Here is a 14,621-nt window from a genome sequence, read left to right on the forward strand (position 1 = left end):
CCGGCCACCTGTACGGCTATCAGCCGGCGCACGGCGTCATTCCGCGCCTCGGCTGGGCAGCGACAGCCCCACCGTGTGCCACACCTGCGACAACCACTCCTGCCGGCAACCGGCCCACCTCCGGCTCGGCACCCCTGCGGAAAACCGAGCCGAGTGGCTCGCCCGGCGCCGCGACCCCGGAAGCCCCCTGGCGGACCTCCGAGGACCGGCCGGCCGCGCCCGCACGATCGGCGCGGCCATACGCACGGGCTGTGCGCGGGGCGAATCCGAGGTGGAGATCGCCCGGCGCATCGAGACCGCAGCAGCTGCGGGACGCCCTCTCAGCCTCTGGTGACCGTCCCTTACAGCACCATCCCAGACGGGCTCCCCGAGGGGCTGGGATATGTCTATACGTCAGGCCGGCTCGAACTCACTTGTTCACCGGTTGATCGACACCGGTCCCGTGTGCCGCCTGACTCCCGTTCCCTCTCCTCGGCATGCGCCCAGATCACGTACAGGAACTAGCGGGTGATCCGGCGAGTGCCCCCGGCAGGATTCGAACCTGCGCACACGGCTCCGGAGGCCGTCGCTGATTGTCTGGAGTGAACCCACTTCGTTCCGGTTCCCAAGGTGGCGGACGCAGCGGGTGGTGGCATTTTTCGGAAATACCAGACCCCGACGGGAGGAGGTTCGCCGGGGCCTGGTGGCACGGTTGCTGACGGGTATGGCTGACCGGGGTTATCGGGTCAGAGGGCGCCGGCGGCGAGGTTGGGCAGGGAGGGCAGTTCGATGTAGTCGATGACGGACCAGTTGGTGGTGTGACGCTTGATCATGGCCTGCTGGCTGTTCTGCCAGTTGTTGCCGGGGCCGGTGCCGGGGGACAGGACGGGGGCGGTGGGGCCGCTGATGTTGGAGGTCTGCTGGTTCTTGTTGGTGTCCGCGGTAGCGGTGCCGACGGCGGTCAGTGCGAGGGCGCCGGTGGTCAGGGCAAGTGTCACGGACCGCGTGATCGTCTTGTTCATGGTGTTTGCCTCTTTGTGTGTCGGTTGGTGTCGGTTGTGTCTGGCAGAGCGAGATCAGCGCCCGAAGTTGTCCTCGTTGACTGCCATCTCGCGATCTCCTGGTCCGCCCTTCCGCCCCATTTCCTGGTGACCCTCGCGTCCGACGTAGTCCAGGACGGCCCAGTTGGTGGTATGGGCCTTGTCGGTGAGCTGTTGGCTGTTCTGGCCGTTGTCCGGGTGGCCGTGCCTGTGGCCGCCTTCCGGGGACAGCAGCGGCAGGGTCGGACCGCTGATGCTGGAGGCCTGCTGGTTCTTGTTGGTATCAGCGCTGGCGGTGCCGGCGGCGGCGAGCGCCGTGGCAGCGGTCAGGAGCGCGGCGGCAGTGACGCGTGTGGGTGCGCGCATGAGTCTCCTCTTGAGCGGGATGAACAGAAGGCAGTGGATGGGCGGTGGCAGCCTGCGCGGCGGACGGGGCGATGAGCCGGCTGTGACCCCGCAGGGGAAATCAAACGGGAGAGGTCAGGGCAGCAGGCTGGTGACCGTCTCGACCTTGGCGTAGTCGATGAGCGTGGTGTTGGCCGTGCCGTTCTTCACCATGTCCTGGCCGGTGACCTGCACGTTCGAACAGCCACCGACGTCTGCGCCGGGCGAGAGGAGCACCACGTTGCAGAGCATGGTGGACTTCTCGGTGGCGGTGTTGGTGTCGGCGACTGCGGCCCCCGCACCCGCCGCGAATACGGCGCCGGTCAGCCCGATGGTCGCAGTGGCGGCCAGAGCGAGCGGCCTTCGGGTGCGTTCCAGGCGCGCGAGCATGCTGAGTCGCCCCATGAGGCACTCCTCGTTTCGTTGTGCTGAACGATCCCCGGGCGTAGTGCCAACCGGGAGGCGGCAGGTCAAGCGTCGATGCCTACCGCTTGACTCCCGCTGTGTCGTCTCGTCAGATGAATGTCAGACGTACTATCCAACGGTTCTACCGGGTCAACGGTCACGGCGCCGAAAGGATCAACCATGCTGTCGCTGTGTTGACTGCTGCGACACTGCTCCCCGGCCCAGGCGCACCGCGGGCCGACGCTGACCAGGTACTTGAGGCCGGTGAGTCTGATGGGAGCACGGGACGGCTTTCAGACCCCACCGGGGGCGAGTACGCCGAGGTGCTGGCGCCTATCGCCCCGTGCCCTGGCCCACATGGCCGCCGGGCGGCCGGGACCGGCCGTGGACCTGCTCGCTCCGCTGGGCGAACAGGCCGAGCGGATCGGTGGCGTCCGTGTGGAACGCGAGATCATCCAGGACACCTACGCCCGCGCGCTCGTGGAGGCCGGCCGGCCGCGGCAGGCCGCGGACCTTCTGCACCACTGCCTCACCCACCGCCGCCACCACATGTATGAGACGTTCCTGCTCGCTCCCGCCCCGGGCGCAGACGGGCCCCGGGCCCGCACGGCTTCGGACCCACTGTGAGGAGGCGCGGCTATGTGCTCGCGGTTCCGGCGCTCGGCGGGCTACCGGCAGAGGACGAGGAGCCGGCCCCTGACCGGGACGGCCGGCGTCGCTGCGGACGCCGGCACCCCCTGCGTGAACCGAACGGACCCCCACACCCGGGTCGGCACACCCGCAGACACCTGCCGTTCACCGCTCCCGGAGGACCGGAGCGCCTACCGTCTACCGCACCCGCTTGGAACGACCGTCCTCAGGCATCAGGATCAGCCTCCAGGACCCGCCGTGCCAGGCGTGTCAATTCTCCCGTTGCCGAGGGCGCCTTGTACGGGGATCCCCTCGGTGGAGCAGGTGATTCCGCTGTTGCCGCACTCGTTGCGCGGCAGGTCAAGCGGCAACCCGATCGCGTTGCCCGACAGGGCCGCCCAGTCCACTGCTGGCGGCGGTTTGTGAGGGCCCGCCGAGTGAGAGCTGGTGATGGTGTTGCCTGTGTGGGTGTGGCAGGGAGCGGGCATCCCGCTTCGGCGGAAGCGGTGAGCGGCTGACCGTATGCCGTGCCGCGTGGGGGCCCGTTTGGTCAGGGCAGGGCGGGCCGGCGTCCGCAGCGATGTCGGCCGTCCCGATCAGAGACCGACTCCTCGTCCTCGAGACATAGCCGAGCCGCCTCACAGCGTGTCCGAAGCTGTGTCGGCCCGGGGCCCATCTGCGGCCGGGACGGAAGCGAGCAGGAACGCCCGTACATGTGGTGGTGGCGGGCGGAAGCTACACCGGCGCCGGCGCCCTGCGGGTGACCTTATGGGCGTAGGAATCCTCCATCGATGGCCTGTGCCTGGCCCTGCGGTGCGGAGCCGTGAAACTGGCCTGCGCACTCGTGGCAGTCCTCGTCCTTCTGAGGCGCGCGCCCATAAAGCCGGAATGACCACCGGCGTCTCCGGTGAGGAGCCGCGGGTCGCCCGTGTCGAGCACGCCTTCTCTCCCCGGACAGAAGGACAAGGTGCTCCGCGAAAGCCGGCAACGCGGATACGGCCTCCATCGACCGACCAGACCATTGCCTGTGCGCACAACCTCGCCCTCACCGCAGGACCGCACAGCCTCGGACACCGTCCCGACGTGCCTGAACACGTCCTCCTGCAACACTTTTCAGAAACCGGGACCAATGCCGGTACCGACAGTACTGCCGACGCCATGGGAGACACAGGTGATTCCGCTGTTGCCGCACTCGTTGCGCGGCAGGTCCAGCGGCAACCCGATCGCGTTACCCGACAGGGTGCCCGTGCCCGCGACCGTGGCACCCGACGCCCGCGCGGCACCGTAGTTGGCGCAGCTGTTGCCGAAAGCGGCGTTGCCCACCCCGACGATGTTCGCGTGCGCCGGTGTCCCCGACAGTGCTACCGCCCCCAGGGCCGTGCCCACCAGGACCGCCTGCCTGCGTGCAGACCGCGCCCGTACCGCCGTTCCCATGTTCCGCCTCCTCACTACACAGGACGACACCCCTCAATGGGGCAGCCGGCCATTCCAGCACTCGTCACATGCCCAACGACCGGCCACTGTCGACAACACGGGTACGCCCGCACTTATCAGGTTCTGTCTTCTTCGTCAGTGTCTTACCCCAGATGGGGATGGCGCTGACCAAAGAGACAGAACCTAGGCACTCACCCTGCCTGGCGGTCTCCTGCACCGCTCAGCTCGCCGCCAGCTCCTGCGCGCGTTGCGCGTCGTCTTCAAGGTCGCTTTCCGACGGTGTTGTCCTGCCTGTCGCCATGTCATGCGCGCGGTCCGACGTGCTCGCGTGAGCGACGTCCGACTCACGCCCGACGTAGTCGATGACGGCCCAGTTTGTGGTGTCGGCCTTGTCCAGGGTCTGTTGGCTGGACTGCCCGTTGTCCGGGCGGGACGGCGTGGCGGGGGACAGCAGCGGGGCGGTGGAGCCGCTGCTGTTGAAGCTCTGCTGACTCTTGTTGGTGTCGGCGACGGCGGAACCAGCCGTGGCCAGGGCCAAGGTGCCGACTACGGCCAGCAGGACCGTGGGGCGTCTGAGCGTGTGCATAGGTTTCTCCTTCTGTCTCAGAAAGGTGGACGGGGGAAAGAGGCCGGCGGCAGTGGAAGCCGGGCCGGGTGCGGAGCCCCGCAGGGGCCAGGGCGGCAGACCGGCGCTCGTCTCGACCTTGATGTATGCGACCAGCGTGGTGTTGGTCGTTGCTTTCTCGGCCATGCGCTAGTTGCCGACCTGGAGGCCGGAGTAGTCGGCGCTGTTCGCGCCGGGCAGCAGGAGCACCACTAGCACGGCGACCGCCGCGCCTGCCCGGCCGCGAACACGGTTGCGGTCACAGCACCGGTCAGCGCCAGAGTCCGGACGGCGGCCGTGCCGGGCCGCCCCTGACGGCGTTTGCCGCGCGCGAACTGACTGAATTGCCCCATGCACCTCTTCCTTCGTCGGGCGGAGCCGGGGCGCGAAGCCGTTCGCAGCGTGCCGCGGACAGGTGGTGTGATGGCCGTTCGTCGCATGGACATCCAGCGGACTGATCAACGGCCGCACCTGTACGAGGGGCACGCAAGCGAAGGGGGCAACGTGAGGCCGCCACATTGACGCCCACCCACCAGACAAATGGCTGGGAGTCTGCTCGTCGATGGCAGCCAGGGTCCGTCTTCAAACGGATCTGGCCCAGAGTAGCCATCTCGGTGACTGGAGTGCAGCACAGCGACGCCCTCTAAAAGCGCGCGTTGAGCTCCAAATCGACGTCGACTTGAAGCTGCCCGGGCCATGAACGACCGGCCCGGGCAGTCGTCAGTTGTCACCCGGCATCCGCGCTGCACCCCCGACGAACTCAGCCAGTCGGTTCTACGGTGGAGTCCAGCGGGCGAAGGTAGGGGTTCTGCGAGCAGACTTCCAGGGCCGTCGCGCGGGCTTCCTCGAAGGCCGTCATCACCGAGCCCTTGTTGATGCCGCGGGCGTGGGCTTCGGTGGTTCCGTTGGGCCGGTACTCAGTGCGGTGCTCGGCGACCGCCTTGGTGAAGGAGTCGTCCTCGAACTCCCATGTCCACCGGCCGGCCAACGGCAGCGGTTCGTACGAGAGGGTTCCGTCGGACTCGTACGCCGCCATCGCGTAGTAGACGAACCGGCGGTCCGGCACGCGCGTCCAGACGCCTCCGCCGCCGTCCCACCGCTCCCGCTCCTCGGGATCGACGGCGCCGTGACGTGTGGCCTTGTCTTTTGGCCACCCGCCGGCGTGCATCGCGTCCATCTCCTCTGCGCGATCGTCGTTCCACTGATCGGCCACTCGCTGAGCGTGGTCCCGGTCGGCGAAAGGAACCTCGCGGCCTCCGAGCGTGACGACGAACACGGGCTCGACGCCGAACGCGGTACCTGGTTGCGCCGTGTCCTTCCCGTCCTTCCACACGTCTTGCACCTGCCCGGCCCGTAGGTGGGGCACGGTGGCAAGCCCCTTGGTCGCGTGGGTGAGCTCGGAGTGCAGGAGGAATCCCGGCAGAGGCGCCATCGGGTCCATGGCCCACTCGACGGCGGCCATGACCTCGTCGTCCAACGCGTCAAGGAGATGGCCGTAGCGGTCCACCGTGGTGGTGATGGACTCGTGGCCCAGCCGGGCCTGGATCGCGGGCAGCGGCACCTTCGCCGCGATCAGCCATGCCGCGTGGGAATGACGGAGGTCATGGATGCGCGGCCTCTTGATCAGGCCGAACTTCTCGGCGGCCAGCTCGATCGCTGGCACCCAGCGAAGACGGCGGAACGTTCCTGCGTCCCATCGGCCGCCCTCGGGCCCGGTGAAAAGCAGGTCGTCCGGGGCCTTGCCCTTGGCCCGGCGGCGGAGCATCTGGTCCAGCTGGTGAGTGATCACGATGGTGCGGCGGCTCTTCTTCGTCTTCGGAGCCCCCAGGTACGGCTTGCCGGCCTCGTCCCGCTTCCAGGCACGCTGGATGCGGAGGGCGGGACGGCCGTTGCGGCGGCGCAGGTCGCGCGGCTGAAGTGCGGTGACCTCACCCCAGCGACCGCCGGTCTCCGCGAAGGTCTCGGCGAGTTCCTTCGCGTCCTCGGCCATGCACGCGTGGATCCACGCCCACTCCTCGCGTTCGAGGAAGACCATCTCCTCCTCGACCTCTTCGCCGTCCAGGCGGGGCAGCCGCGTGTAGCTGCACGGGTTCGTCGCCCGGAGCTGGGGCTCGGCGTCCACGGCGGCCTGGAGGATCGCGTGGAGCAGACCGTGCTGGTTCGCGACCGTCTTCGGCTTGTACTTCGTGCGGGGCCTGCGGTCCTTCTCGTCGTGCGGGGCCGGCGCTCCGGCGGCGAGGTCGTTGACCCACTGCTGGACCATCTCGCGGGTGATCCCGCCCTCTCCGTCCCGAACGGAGTAGCTCTTGAACCACGGCGACATGTTCTGCTCGACCAGCCGCCGGTACTTCGCCTTGGTGTCACCCTGGACACCGGTGAGCAGGCCGATCTGCTTCATGGCGAAGGTCTCGAACATCTCCTCCGGGCTCCGCAGGTGGCTCACGAATCCATGACCGCGTATCCAGCCGGGAGGCCACTGCTGGCCGTGTCCGTTCACCAGGTCCCGGAAGCGCTCGGCAGCTACGGGATCGGTGAAGATCTCGGACTCGTTCTTGCCTGCGCGAGCGCCTCCCGCTCGCCACCGAACGATGTAGGAGATCTCTCCGTCGCTGCGCTTCCGCTCCTGTACGTGTGCCATGCGGCGCACCGTAGGCAGGGGGCCGGGCAGAAGTCCCATCTCAGCCTCGGCGATCCCAGCTCGGCGAGTGGTACCAGCCGAGCAGCACGCTCCCCGGGGCCCGGAGCCATGGGCATCGCCCCCACCTCAGGGCGAGCATCGCGTTCACCCCACCGGGCGGTGCAACGGCCTCACGACACCCGATTCGGCCCCCGTGCGTACACGGTGCGCACACCAGGATGACCAAGACCCCCTCTCGCCAGCGTTTCCGCAGGTCAGAGGGGATCTGAAGAAGTGGAGCCTAGGGGAGTCGAACCCCTGACATCCGCCATGCAAAGACGGCGCTCTACCAACTGAGCTAAGGCCCCGGAAAAGCAGCGGCCGACCGGAAGGATCAGGATCCGGCGGGTGCCGCAGACCAGAGTACCGGGTCACCCCCCGTATCCCGCAAAAAGATTGGGGGTCCCCGCGGATGACCACTCTCCGTAAGATGCTCGACGTGGTTCGCTACAGCGAACCGCGGTTTTCAGGGGAAGCGATGGGGAGACGCAATGGACGCCGCACAGCAGGAAGCCACCGCCAGAGCGCGGGAGCTGCAGCGGAACTGGTACGGGGAGCCGCTGGGGGCGCTCTTCCGTAAGCTCATCGACGATCTCGGGCTGAACCAGGCACGGCTCGCCGCGGTCCTCGGCCTGTCCGCTCCGATGCTCTCCCAGCTGATGAGCGGCCAGCGCGCCAAGATCGGCAACCCCGCCGTCGTCCAGCGCGTCCAGCTGCTCCAGGAGTTGGCCTCCCTGGTCGCGGACGGCAGCGTCAGCGCCGCCGAGGCGACCGACCGCATGGAGGAGATCAAGAAGTCACAGGGGGGCTCCGTGCTCAGCAACACCACCCAGACCACCGGCAGCTCGGGCGCGCCCACGGTGAAGCGCGTGGTCCGGGAGATCCAGTCGCTGCTCCGCTCGGTGGCCGCCGCCGGTGACATCATCGACGCCGCCGACGCCCTCGCGCCGAGCCACCCCGAACTCGCCGAGTTCCTCCGCGTCTACGGCGCCGGCCGCACCGCCGACGCCGTCGCGCACTACCAGTCCCACCAGAGCTGACCCACCGGCCGGCGCACCGGGGGGCGGGCCGACCGGGCACGGTGCACCGGGTACGGGGTACGAGATCACCATCGGGGGCGTACAGGGCCACGAGGGGAGCGGCGGCTGCATGGGTGAGGTCTTCGCCGGCCGGTACGAGCTGGCCGACCCGATCGGACGCGGTGGCGTGGGCGCCGTATGGCGGGCCTGGGACCACCGTCGGCGGCGTTACGTGGCCGCCAAGGTCCTTCAGCAGCGCGACGCCCACTCCCTGCTCCGCTTCGTCCGGGAGCAGGGCATGCGCATCGACCATCCGCACGTCCTCGCCCCGGCCAGCTGGGCCGCCGACGACGACAAGGTGCTGTTCACCATGGACCTGGTCACCGGCGGCTCCCTGGTCCACCTGGTCGGCGACTACGGCCCTCTCCCGCCCGCCTTCGTGTGCACGCTGCTCGACCAGTTGCTGTCCGGGCTCGCCGCCGTGCACGCCGAGGACGTCGTCCACCGGGACATCAAGCCCGCCAACGTGCTCCTCGAGGCCACCGGCACCGGCCGCCCCCGGCTCAGGCTGTCCGACTTCGGCATCGCCATGCGGCTCGGCGAGCCGCGGCTGACGGAGACCAACCTCGTGGTGGGCACGCCCGGTTACCTCGCCCCCGAGCAGATGCTGGGCGCCGAACCCGACTTCCCGGCCGACCTGTTCGCCGTGGGGCTGGTCGCCCTCTACCTCCTCGAAGGCGCCAAGCCGGACACCCAGGCACTCATGCGGTACTTCCTGGAGAACGGCACGCCCGGCCCGCCCAAGGGCATCCCGGGACCGCTCTGGCAGGTCGTCGCCTCGCTGCTCCAGCCCGATCCCGCGGACCGTTTCCGTACGGCCACGGGGGCGCGCAAAGCGCTCGCCGCCGCCGCGGAACTCCTGCCGGAGCCCGGCATCGACGACGAACTCATCGAAATCTTCGACCAGCTCGGCCCCCTGCCCCCCGGTTTCGGCCCCGACGGCCCCCTCCGTCAGGCCCCCGGCATCGCCCTGGAGCTGCTCCCCGACAGCACCCCGTCCCCGGCCTCCGGAACGGCCCCGCAAGACGACCCGCACACCGGCACGGGCACGGGCACGGGTACGGGTACGGGACCAGGCGCGGGTACGGGCGCGCGTACCGATACGGACTCCAGCGCCTCCCCGTCGGACACCGGAAGCTTCCGTCTCCCCCCACCGGACCCGACCCCCAACCCCCGTCCCCTCCCGTCCACCCCCGCACCGGCATTCGCACCCGCACCCCCGCCCCCGCACATCCCCCCGGTCCAGGTGCCGGGACCACTGCCGGACGCCTTACCGGCCCCGCCCGTCGACACCACCACCGCCGCCTACACTCCCCGCGTCCCGCATCCGGCGCCCCCGGCCCCGCCCCTCCCGGCCCCCGCGCCCGCCTCCGGCCGGCGTCACCGTGCGCGGCGGGCGCCCCGGCGTCCGGGCCCGCCCGCGAAGGCCGTGGTCCCCCTCCTGCTGCTGGCGCTGGTCTGCTACGCGGTGGGCTTCTGGGCCCTGGCCCGGCTCTGACCCGGCACCGGTCCCGCCGTCACCGGGCCCGCGCGTGCGCCCGCCGGGCCGCCACCGTCCAGCCGCCGAGCACCAGCAACAGCGCGGTCCCCGAGCCGATCCCGCCGAAGGCGACCAGCCGCGTCATCCCGTCACCGTCACCGGCTCCCCGCCCGCCGGAGGCCCCGGTGTCCGCGCTCCCGAGGCCCCCGGTCAGCGCGGCGGCACGGTCCGCGTCGCTGACCGTGAAGACGTCCTCCGGCACCGGCCCGCCGTCGTACCCGGGACCCGCGTGCGCCCGCCCGTCCACCCGCACCCGCAGCGTGACCTCGTACGGCCCCGGCCCGAACGGCTCGGCCAGCCGGGTGCTGAGGTGCACGACGAGGTAGTAGTCACCGGCGAACCGTACGGAGGTCACCCCGGCCGGTACGGCGTACCGGTTGGCGTACTCCACCGGCGGCAGCGGGGCGAGCGCGGTGGGCTTGGCGGTGCCGGTGTAGCCGGCGGTGGCGTCGTCGACGGCCCCGCGGACGGGGTTGTGGAGGGAGAGGGTCAGGGCACCGCCGACGTAGCCGTGGCCCTGGGCGCCGCCCAGTTCGGCGGAGGCGTGCAGCCGTCGGCCCCAGTCCACCGGGACCTTGTAGAACCGGGTCTGGCCGGGGGCGAGCGCTGTCCGCCAGACGCCCTGGCCCACCGTTCGCGCGGTCGCGAACCCGGTGCCGCCGGAGCGTTCGCGGGGCCGGCCGGCGGGGGGCTCGGGACTGGCCGGGGCCCAGTCGCGCGGCGGGGTCGTGGAGCCGGCCCGGACCAGACCCGGTTCCGTGACGGGCGCGATCTCCAGGTCCCACGGCCCGGCCCCGGCCGTCGCCTCCGGGCGACCGGCGTCGAGCCGCTCGACGAGCAGGTAGTACGTGCCGCCGCCCTGGCACAGCGCCTTGCCGGTCTCGCGCTGCCCCAGAGCCGTGACCGGGCGGGGGCTGATCCCGGCGCCGAAGCGCGCGGAGGCGTAGGAGCAGGAGGTGCCGTTCGCGTTCCGGAGCGAGACGCGGATGCCGTCGGTGGCGGAGACGGCGGCGTCGGGCGGCGGCACGGCGGTGACGGGGACGTACGCCGTCTCCGCCGCGGTGAGCCGGAGGCGGTAGTACAGCCTCGCGGCACGGGGGAGGGAGCTGCGGTAGGTGTGGCGGGCGTCCAGCGGAACGGCGCCCGCGGTGTCCGGCGCGCCCACGACGGTACGGGCACCGGGCGTGAAGGCGTAGCCGTCCCCGGCCGGCGGACCGGCCTCCTCTCCCCGCGCACCCGCCGACATGTCGGCCCCCTCGCCCCGCGCGACGGCCGTCGGGCCGCCGAGGGACCAGAGACCCAGCACCAGCAGCAGCGCCACCGCGCACCGGGCGACGACACCCCCGCGCCCCGTACCCCCTCGGCCCCGCACGTGCCCCACCCCCACTCGTCGGACCACCGCACCGCGTCGCGGGCTCCATCCTTCCCCGGCCGGCCCTGCGCCATCCGGGCAACGGGTACACCCGTCCGAAACGTCCGCGCCCCACGTCACCACGTCCCGCCCCCGCTACCCCGGCCCGCGCGCCCCCGCAACCCGGGACGCCCTGCGGATGCCCCCCGACAACGCAGAACCCCGGCCGCTCGGGCGACCGGGGTCTGTACAGATTCGGTATCGGCTTCGACAGGGGGACTCACGAACCCGTGGGCACGGAGTCAGTCGCCTCCGTCCACAGGTCCTGCTCGGCGCGATCCGCCTGGATCTGGCGGTACACGAGGAGCCCGCCGATGGCGGCCAGTGCGACCAGGAGCAGCTTCTTCACCGCGCGACCTCGTCTTTCCTTGACGTAGGGGACCTCTGGCGCCCGACTATACACACCGCCCGATATCGGTCGGTGACCTGCGTCGGCGCCCAACTCCCGCACCCGGCGGCGCAGTAGGCGGGGCCGGAGGCCGTGCCGACCGGAGCGTGACCACGTCCCCACGGACGGTTACTTTGCTCCCGCTTCGGCCGCATCCATCGCCTTTTAGGGGGTTTTCTCCCTTCTTGCGGCCATCCGAGTGGTGTTCATCGGAACATCGACGCGCCACGGGCGTCGGTCCACCACATCGCGACCCTCATACACATCATGAACAAAGTACGCAAATCGCCCAACCCGAAAGTGAGGGGATCATGGCCCGCACCAAGGTCATGAAGATGTGGACCGCCATCGTCACCGCCTTCCTCGCGCTGTGCACGGCGCTCGGCCTCGTCTCCGCCGGCGCCGCCACCGCCACCGCCGCCCCGGCCGGACCCCGGACCGAGAGCGCCGACACCGGCACCGCGCACCGCACGCTCCCGACGATCCCGGTCGCACATCCCTGGGCCTGGTCCCGCGCCAGGGCCCTGCCCCCCACGATGAAGCAGCGGATCCGGGCCGAGGCCCACGGCAAGTCCCCCAGCTGCCGGCACCGGCCGCAGACCGAGACCCAGCAGAGCGAGGCGGAACTCCAGCAGCAGACCCGGCCCCGGACACGGGCCGAGGCGGAGGCGCAGAGCCCCGACCACGCCCCGGCGGCGCTCGACTGCTGAGCCCCCGCCCCGCCGCAGCACCGCAACGTCTCGACAACAAGGCGACTTGCGTACGCACCAGTCGACACGGAAGACCCCCGGCCGCCCCGGCCGGGGGTCTCGCGCTTTTCCCGGGACCCGCCGGGGTCCCGGACCCGTCGTACGCCATGCTGGCAGCGACAACAGGCTCCGACCGCAGGGAAAGGTGGTGAGCGCTGCCGTGAGCCGGCGCGTCACCGTAGTCACCGCTGTCCACGGCCCGTCCGCCCGATTCCTGCCGGACGCGTACGCGTCCCTGTGCGCGCAGCGGCTGCCCGACGGCTGGGAGTGGGAATGGGTCGTACAGGAGGACGGGACGACGGACCAAATCCGCCCGTACGTCCCCGACGACGCGCGGGTGTCCTTCCGCCAGGGCCGGCCGGGCGGTCCCGGCGTGGCCCGGACGATCGCGCTGTCCCGCGCCCGGGGCGCCTACGTCAAGGTGCTGGACGCCGACGACCGGCTCACCCCGGGCGCGCTCGCCCGCGACCTGGCCGTGCTGGAGGCGCGTCCCGCCGTCGGCTGGACGACCTCCCGCGTGCTGGACCTGCTGCCCGACGGCACCACGGCCGGCTTCCCGGGCGACCCCGACGACGGCCCGCTGGAGCGCGGCACCGTCCTCGCCCATTGGCAGCGGAACGACTTCCGCCTGCCGGTCCATCCGGCGACCCTGTGCGTACGACGCGAGCTGCTGCTCGCGCTGGGCGGCTGGATGGCGCTGCCCGCGTCCGAGGACACCGGGCTGCTGCTGGCGCTGGACGCGGTGAGCCGCGGCTGGTTCTCGGCACGGGCCGGTCTGCTCTACCGCAAGTGGGACGGGCAGGTCACCGGCCAGGCGGCCCACGTCGACCCCGCCGAGCGGGCGGCCCGTACGGCGGTCGCCGAGGCCCGGGCCCGCGCGCTCGCCGACCTCGGCTGGACCTGCCCGCCGACGGCCCCCGAGCCTGCCGCGTCCGCCTAGCGGCCGGCGGCGGCCCGGTCGGTCGGCGCGGCGGCCTGCCCCCTCAGCACGATGGCCTGCGACGGGCACTTCTCGGCCGCCTCCAGGACCGCCTCCCGTATCCGCGGATCCCCGACGGCCCCGGCGCCTCCGGGGCGCACCACGCCGTAGCCGTCCTCGAACGCGAACACGTCCGGCGCCCGGTGCGCGCACTCGGCCGAGCCGTAGCACAGGGCGCGGTCGACGGAGACCTCCATACGTCCTCCAGCCGTCGGCGGTGACCTTCAGGACGTCACTGCCCGCCGGACCGCCCTCCCAACCCGCCGAGGGACCTACGGCCGCCCGCCCGCGGTGGCCAGCCAGTGGGCCACCCGGCGGACGGTGGGCTCGTCGAGCCGGTCGGCCAGGACGCGCACCGCCTCTCCGTCCTCCGGGCCGAGGTCGTACAGCCCCGCCCGGTCCAGCCCGGCCAGCAGCACCTGGTGCCGGCGGTCCGTCATGCGCTCGGCCAGCCGGGCCGGTTCCGGTGCGGCGGGGGGAGCGGACGGCTCCGGCGCGGGGGCGTGCGTCGTGGCGGACGGTGCGTCGAACAGGCGCCAGGCACCGTTCTCGGGCCCCCAGAGCGCGATTGTCACCTCGTCACCCCGGGCGTGCAGGGTCCGGGTCATGTCGCCGACGGCGTACAGCACCGGTTCCCGGTAAGGGGACTGCGCGCCCACCGTCCAGGCGTCCCCGCCGGAGCTCCGGAACATCGCGACCCAGCGCGGCTCACCGGGGGGTCGCGGGCACTGGGGACGCTGCTTCTGCATGGACACTCACCCCTCCGGGAACGAACGGCGAGGCGAAGGTAGCTGACGCTTCGTCAGATTTCCAGGCCGGATGATGGGCGAACGGGAAGCGGCGGCGGCCGGGGGCGGACACGCGGGCGAAGGAGCCGCGCCGGGTCCACGGCGGACGGGCCGCACCGGCCGCGCGGCTGACTGACTGGACCGTACCGACCGGTCCGACCGGTCCGACCGGTCCGACCGGATCGACCGGATCGACCGGATCGACCGGATCGGATCACCGGACGATCGATCCGGATCACCCGGACGAAAGAGAGCCGACCGCGCGCCCCCTCCCGGCCGGACCGAGAGCCGACCGCGCGGCCCGACCGAACGATCGGACCCACCGCACCCGGCCCAGTGACCGTACTCACGAACCCGGCCCAGCGACCGGGCCACCGTACGGAGTGACTGATTCCGATTCCCGCCCGCCCGGCACCGGTCCCTCCCCTCGCGGGGACCGGTGCCGAACGGTGCGGGAACGTCGACCCACGCCATGTCGGCGCGGCGCGGGCCGAAGTGTGAGGACGGTTTCCGGGGCGCTCGCGGACCCGGCCG

15 protein-coding genes and 1 tRNA gene are annotated in these 14,621 nt (G+C 71.4%); 5 read left to right on the forward strand and 11 right to left on the reverse strand.

Features of this window, described 5'->3' with window-relative positions:
* Positions 1-725: 725 nt before the first annotated feature.
* From ACSURM_RS18520 to ACSURM_RS18530, 3 genes are all read right to left on the reverse strand, one after another.
* The gene (locus ACSURM_RS18520; protein WP_436956422.1) at positions 726-1,001 is read right to left on the reverse strand and encodes a hypothetical protein; all 276 of its coding nucleotides are present in this window, start codon (positions 999-1,001) and stop codon (positions 726-728) included.
* Between the two features lie 54 nt (positions 1,002-1,055).
* Complete coding sequence (locus ACSURM_RS18525; RefSeq protein ID WP_436956423.1) at positions 1,056-1,385, reverse strand: hypothetical protein; 330 nt, start codon at positions 1,383-1,385, stop codon at positions 1,056-1,058.
* A 114-nt stretch (positions 1,386-1,499) separates the two neighbouring features.
* Entirely contained in the window at positions 1,500-1,808 is a 309-nt protein-coding gene (locus tag ACSURM_RS18530) for a hypothetical protein (protein WP_436956424.1), read from the reverse strand.
* Positions 1,809-2,165: 357 nt separating this feature from the next.
* On the opposite strand from ACSURM_RS18530, the gene ACSURM_RS18535 reads away from it, so the two are divergent.
* Positions 2,166-2,435: a hypothetical protein gene (locus tag ACSURM_RS18535; RefSeq protein WP_436956426.1), complete on the forward strand. Its 270-nt coding sequence runs from the start codon at positions 2,166-2,168 to the stop codon at positions 2,433-2,435.
* A 1,116-nt stretch (positions 2,436-3,551) separates the two neighbouring features.
* Here the strand turns inward: ACSURM_RS18535 and ACSURM_RS18540 are convergent.
* From ACSURM_RS18540 to ACSURM_RS18555, 4 genes are all read right to left on the reverse strand, one after another.
* Positions 3,552-3,872, reverse strand: a complete 321-nt coding sequence (locus tag ACSURM_RS18540; protein ID WP_436956428.1) for a chaplin family protein — start codon at positions 3,870-3,872, stop codon at positions 3,552-3,554.
* Between the two features lie 220 nt (positions 3,873-4,092).
* Positions 4,093-4,623, reverse strand: a complete 531-nt coding sequence (locus tag ACSURM_RS18545; RefSeq protein WP_436956429.1) for a hypothetical protein — start codon at positions 4,621-4,623, stop codon at positions 4,093-4,095.
* A 613-nt stretch (positions 4,624-5,236) separates the two neighbouring features.
* On the reverse strand, positions 5,237-7,114 hold the full coding sequence (locus ACSURM_RS18550) for a tyrosine-type recombinase/integrase (RefSeq protein ID WP_436956431.1): 1,878 nt from the start codon (positions 7,112-7,114) through the stop codon (positions 5,237-5,239).
* Positions 7,115-7,388: 274 nt separating this feature from the next.
* A tRNA-Ala gene (locus tag ACSURM_RS18555) sits at positions 7,389-7,461 on the reverse strand.
* A gap of 183 nt (positions 7,462-7,644) precedes the next feature.
* Here ACSURM_RS18555 and ACSURM_RS18560 point away from each other — a divergent pair.
* Positions 7,645-8,193: a helix-turn-helix domain-containing protein gene (locus tag ACSURM_RS18560; RefSeq protein ID WP_359041226.1), complete on the forward strand. Its 549-nt coding sequence runs from the start codon at positions 7,645-7,647 to the stop codon at positions 8,191-8,193.
* A gap of 109 nt (positions 8,194-8,302) precedes the next feature.
* Positions 8,303-9,730, forward strand: a complete 1,428-nt coding sequence (locus tag ACSURM_RS18565) for a serine/threonine-protein kinase (protein ID WP_436956433.1) — start codon at positions 8,303-8,305, stop codon at positions 9,728-9,730.
* A gap of 19 nt (positions 9,731-9,749) precedes the next feature.
* On the opposite strand, the gene ACSURM_RS18570 is transcribed toward ACSURM_RS18565, so the two are convergent.
* Positions 9,750-11,144 carry a hypothetical protein gene (locus tag ACSURM_RS18570; protein ID WP_436956434.1) on the reverse strand — a complete coding sequence of 465 codons (1,395 nt, stop codon included), beginning with the start codon at positions 11,142-11,144 and terminating at the stop codon, positions 9,750-9,752.
* Positions 11,145-11,403: 259 nt separating this feature from the next.
* Positions 11,404-11,532: a DLW-39 family protein gene (locus ACSURM_RS18575; RefSeq protein ID WP_003999697.1), complete on the reverse strand. Its 129-nt coding sequence runs from the start codon at positions 11,530-11,532 to the stop codon at positions 11,404-11,406.
* 350 nt (positions 11,533-11,882) lie between these two features.
* On the opposite strand from ACSURM_RS18575, the gene ACSURM_RS18580 reads away from it, so the two are divergent.
* Positions 11,883-12,281, forward strand: coding sequence for a DUF6344 domain-containing protein (locus ACSURM_RS18580; protein ID WP_436956435.1), 399 nt, complete (start codon positions 11,883-11,885; stop codon positions 12,279-12,281).
* 187 nt (positions 12,282-12,468) lie between these two features.
* The gene (locus ACSURM_RS18585) at positions 12,469-13,260 is read left to right on the forward strand and encodes a glycosyltransferase family 2 protein (protein WP_436956437.1); all 792 of its coding nucleotides are present in this window, start codon (positions 12,469-12,471) and stop codon (positions 13,258-13,260) included.
* On the opposite strand, the gene ACSURM_RS18590 is transcribed toward ACSURM_RS18585, so the two are convergent.
* A complete protein-coding gene (locus tag ACSURM_RS18590; RefSeq protein WP_436956438.1) occupies positions 13,257-13,496 on the reverse strand; it encodes a ferredoxin in 240 nt (79 codons plus the stop codon). The two genes, ACSURM_RS18585 and ACSURM_RS18590, sit on opposite strands and share 4 nt — an antisense overlap.
* 75 nt (positions 13,497-13,571) lie before the next feature.
* Positions 13,572-14,048, reverse strand: coding sequence for a hypothetical protein (locus tag ACSURM_RS18595; protein WP_436956439.1), 477 nt, complete (start codon positions 14,046-14,048; stop codon positions 13,572-13,574).
* Between the last annotated feature and the right edge of the window lie 573 nt (positions 14,049-14,621).

Origin of the sequence: Streptomyces sp. SudanB182_2057, from assembly GCF_964272715.1 — a bacterium.
Lineage (GTDB): Bacteria > Actinomycetota > Actinomycetes > Streptomycetales > Streptomycetaceae > Streptomyces > Streptomyces rubradiris.

Excerpts from the sequence above, each read along its gene's own strand:
- ACSURM_RS18545 (WP_436956429.1), bottom strand. The coding sequence starts at position 4,623 with ATGGCCGAGAAAGCAACGACCAACACCACGCTGGTCGCATACATCAAG.
- ACSURM_RS18590 (WP_436956438.1), bottom strand. The coding sequence starts at position 13,496 with ATGGAGGTCTCCGTCGACCGCGCCCTGTGCTACGGCTCGGCCGAGTGC.
- ACSURM_RS18535 (WP_436956426.1), top strand. The coding sequence starts at position 2,166 with ATGGCCGCCGGGCGGCCGGGACCGGCCGTGGACCTGCTCGCTCCGCTG.
- ACSURM_RS18580 (WP_436956435.1), top strand. The coding sequence starts at position 11,883 with ATGGCCCGCACCAAGGTCATGAAGATGTGGACCGCCATCGTCACCGCC.
- ACSURM_RS18530 (WP_436956424.1), bottom strand. The coding sequence starts at position 1,808 with ATGGGGCGACTCAGCATGCTCGCGCGCCTGGAACGCACCCGAAGGCCG.
- ACSURM_RS18565 (WP_436956433.1), top strand. The coding sequence starts at position 8,303 with ATGGGTGAGGTCTTCGCCGGCCGGTACGAGCTGGCCGACCCGATCGGA.
- ACSURM_RS18595 (WP_436956439.1), bottom strand. The coding sequence starts at position 14,048 with ATGCAGAAGCAGCGTCCCCAGTGCCCGCGACCCCCCGGTGAGCCGCGC.
- ACSURM_RS18540 (WP_436956428.1), bottom strand. The coding sequence starts at position 3,872 with ATGGGAACGGCGGTACGGGCGCGGTCTGCACGCAGGCAGGCGGTCCTG.
- ACSURM_RS18525 (WP_436956423.1), bottom strand. The coding sequence starts at position 1,385 with ATGCGCGCACCCACACGCGTCACTGCCGCCGCGCTCCTGACCGCTGCC.
- ACSURM_RS18560 (WP_359041226.1), top strand. The coding sequence starts at position 7,645 with ATGGACGCCGCACAGCAGGAAGCCACCGCCAGAGCGCGGGAGCTGCAG.
- ACSURM_RS18520 (WP_436956422.1), bottom strand. The coding sequence starts at position 1,001 with ATGAACAAGACGATCACGCGGTCCGTGACACTTGCCCTGACCACCGGC.
- ACSURM_RS18550 (WP_436956431.1), bottom strand. The coding sequence starts at position 7,114 with ATGGCACACGTACAGGAGCGGAAGCGCAGCGACGGAGAGATCTCCTAC.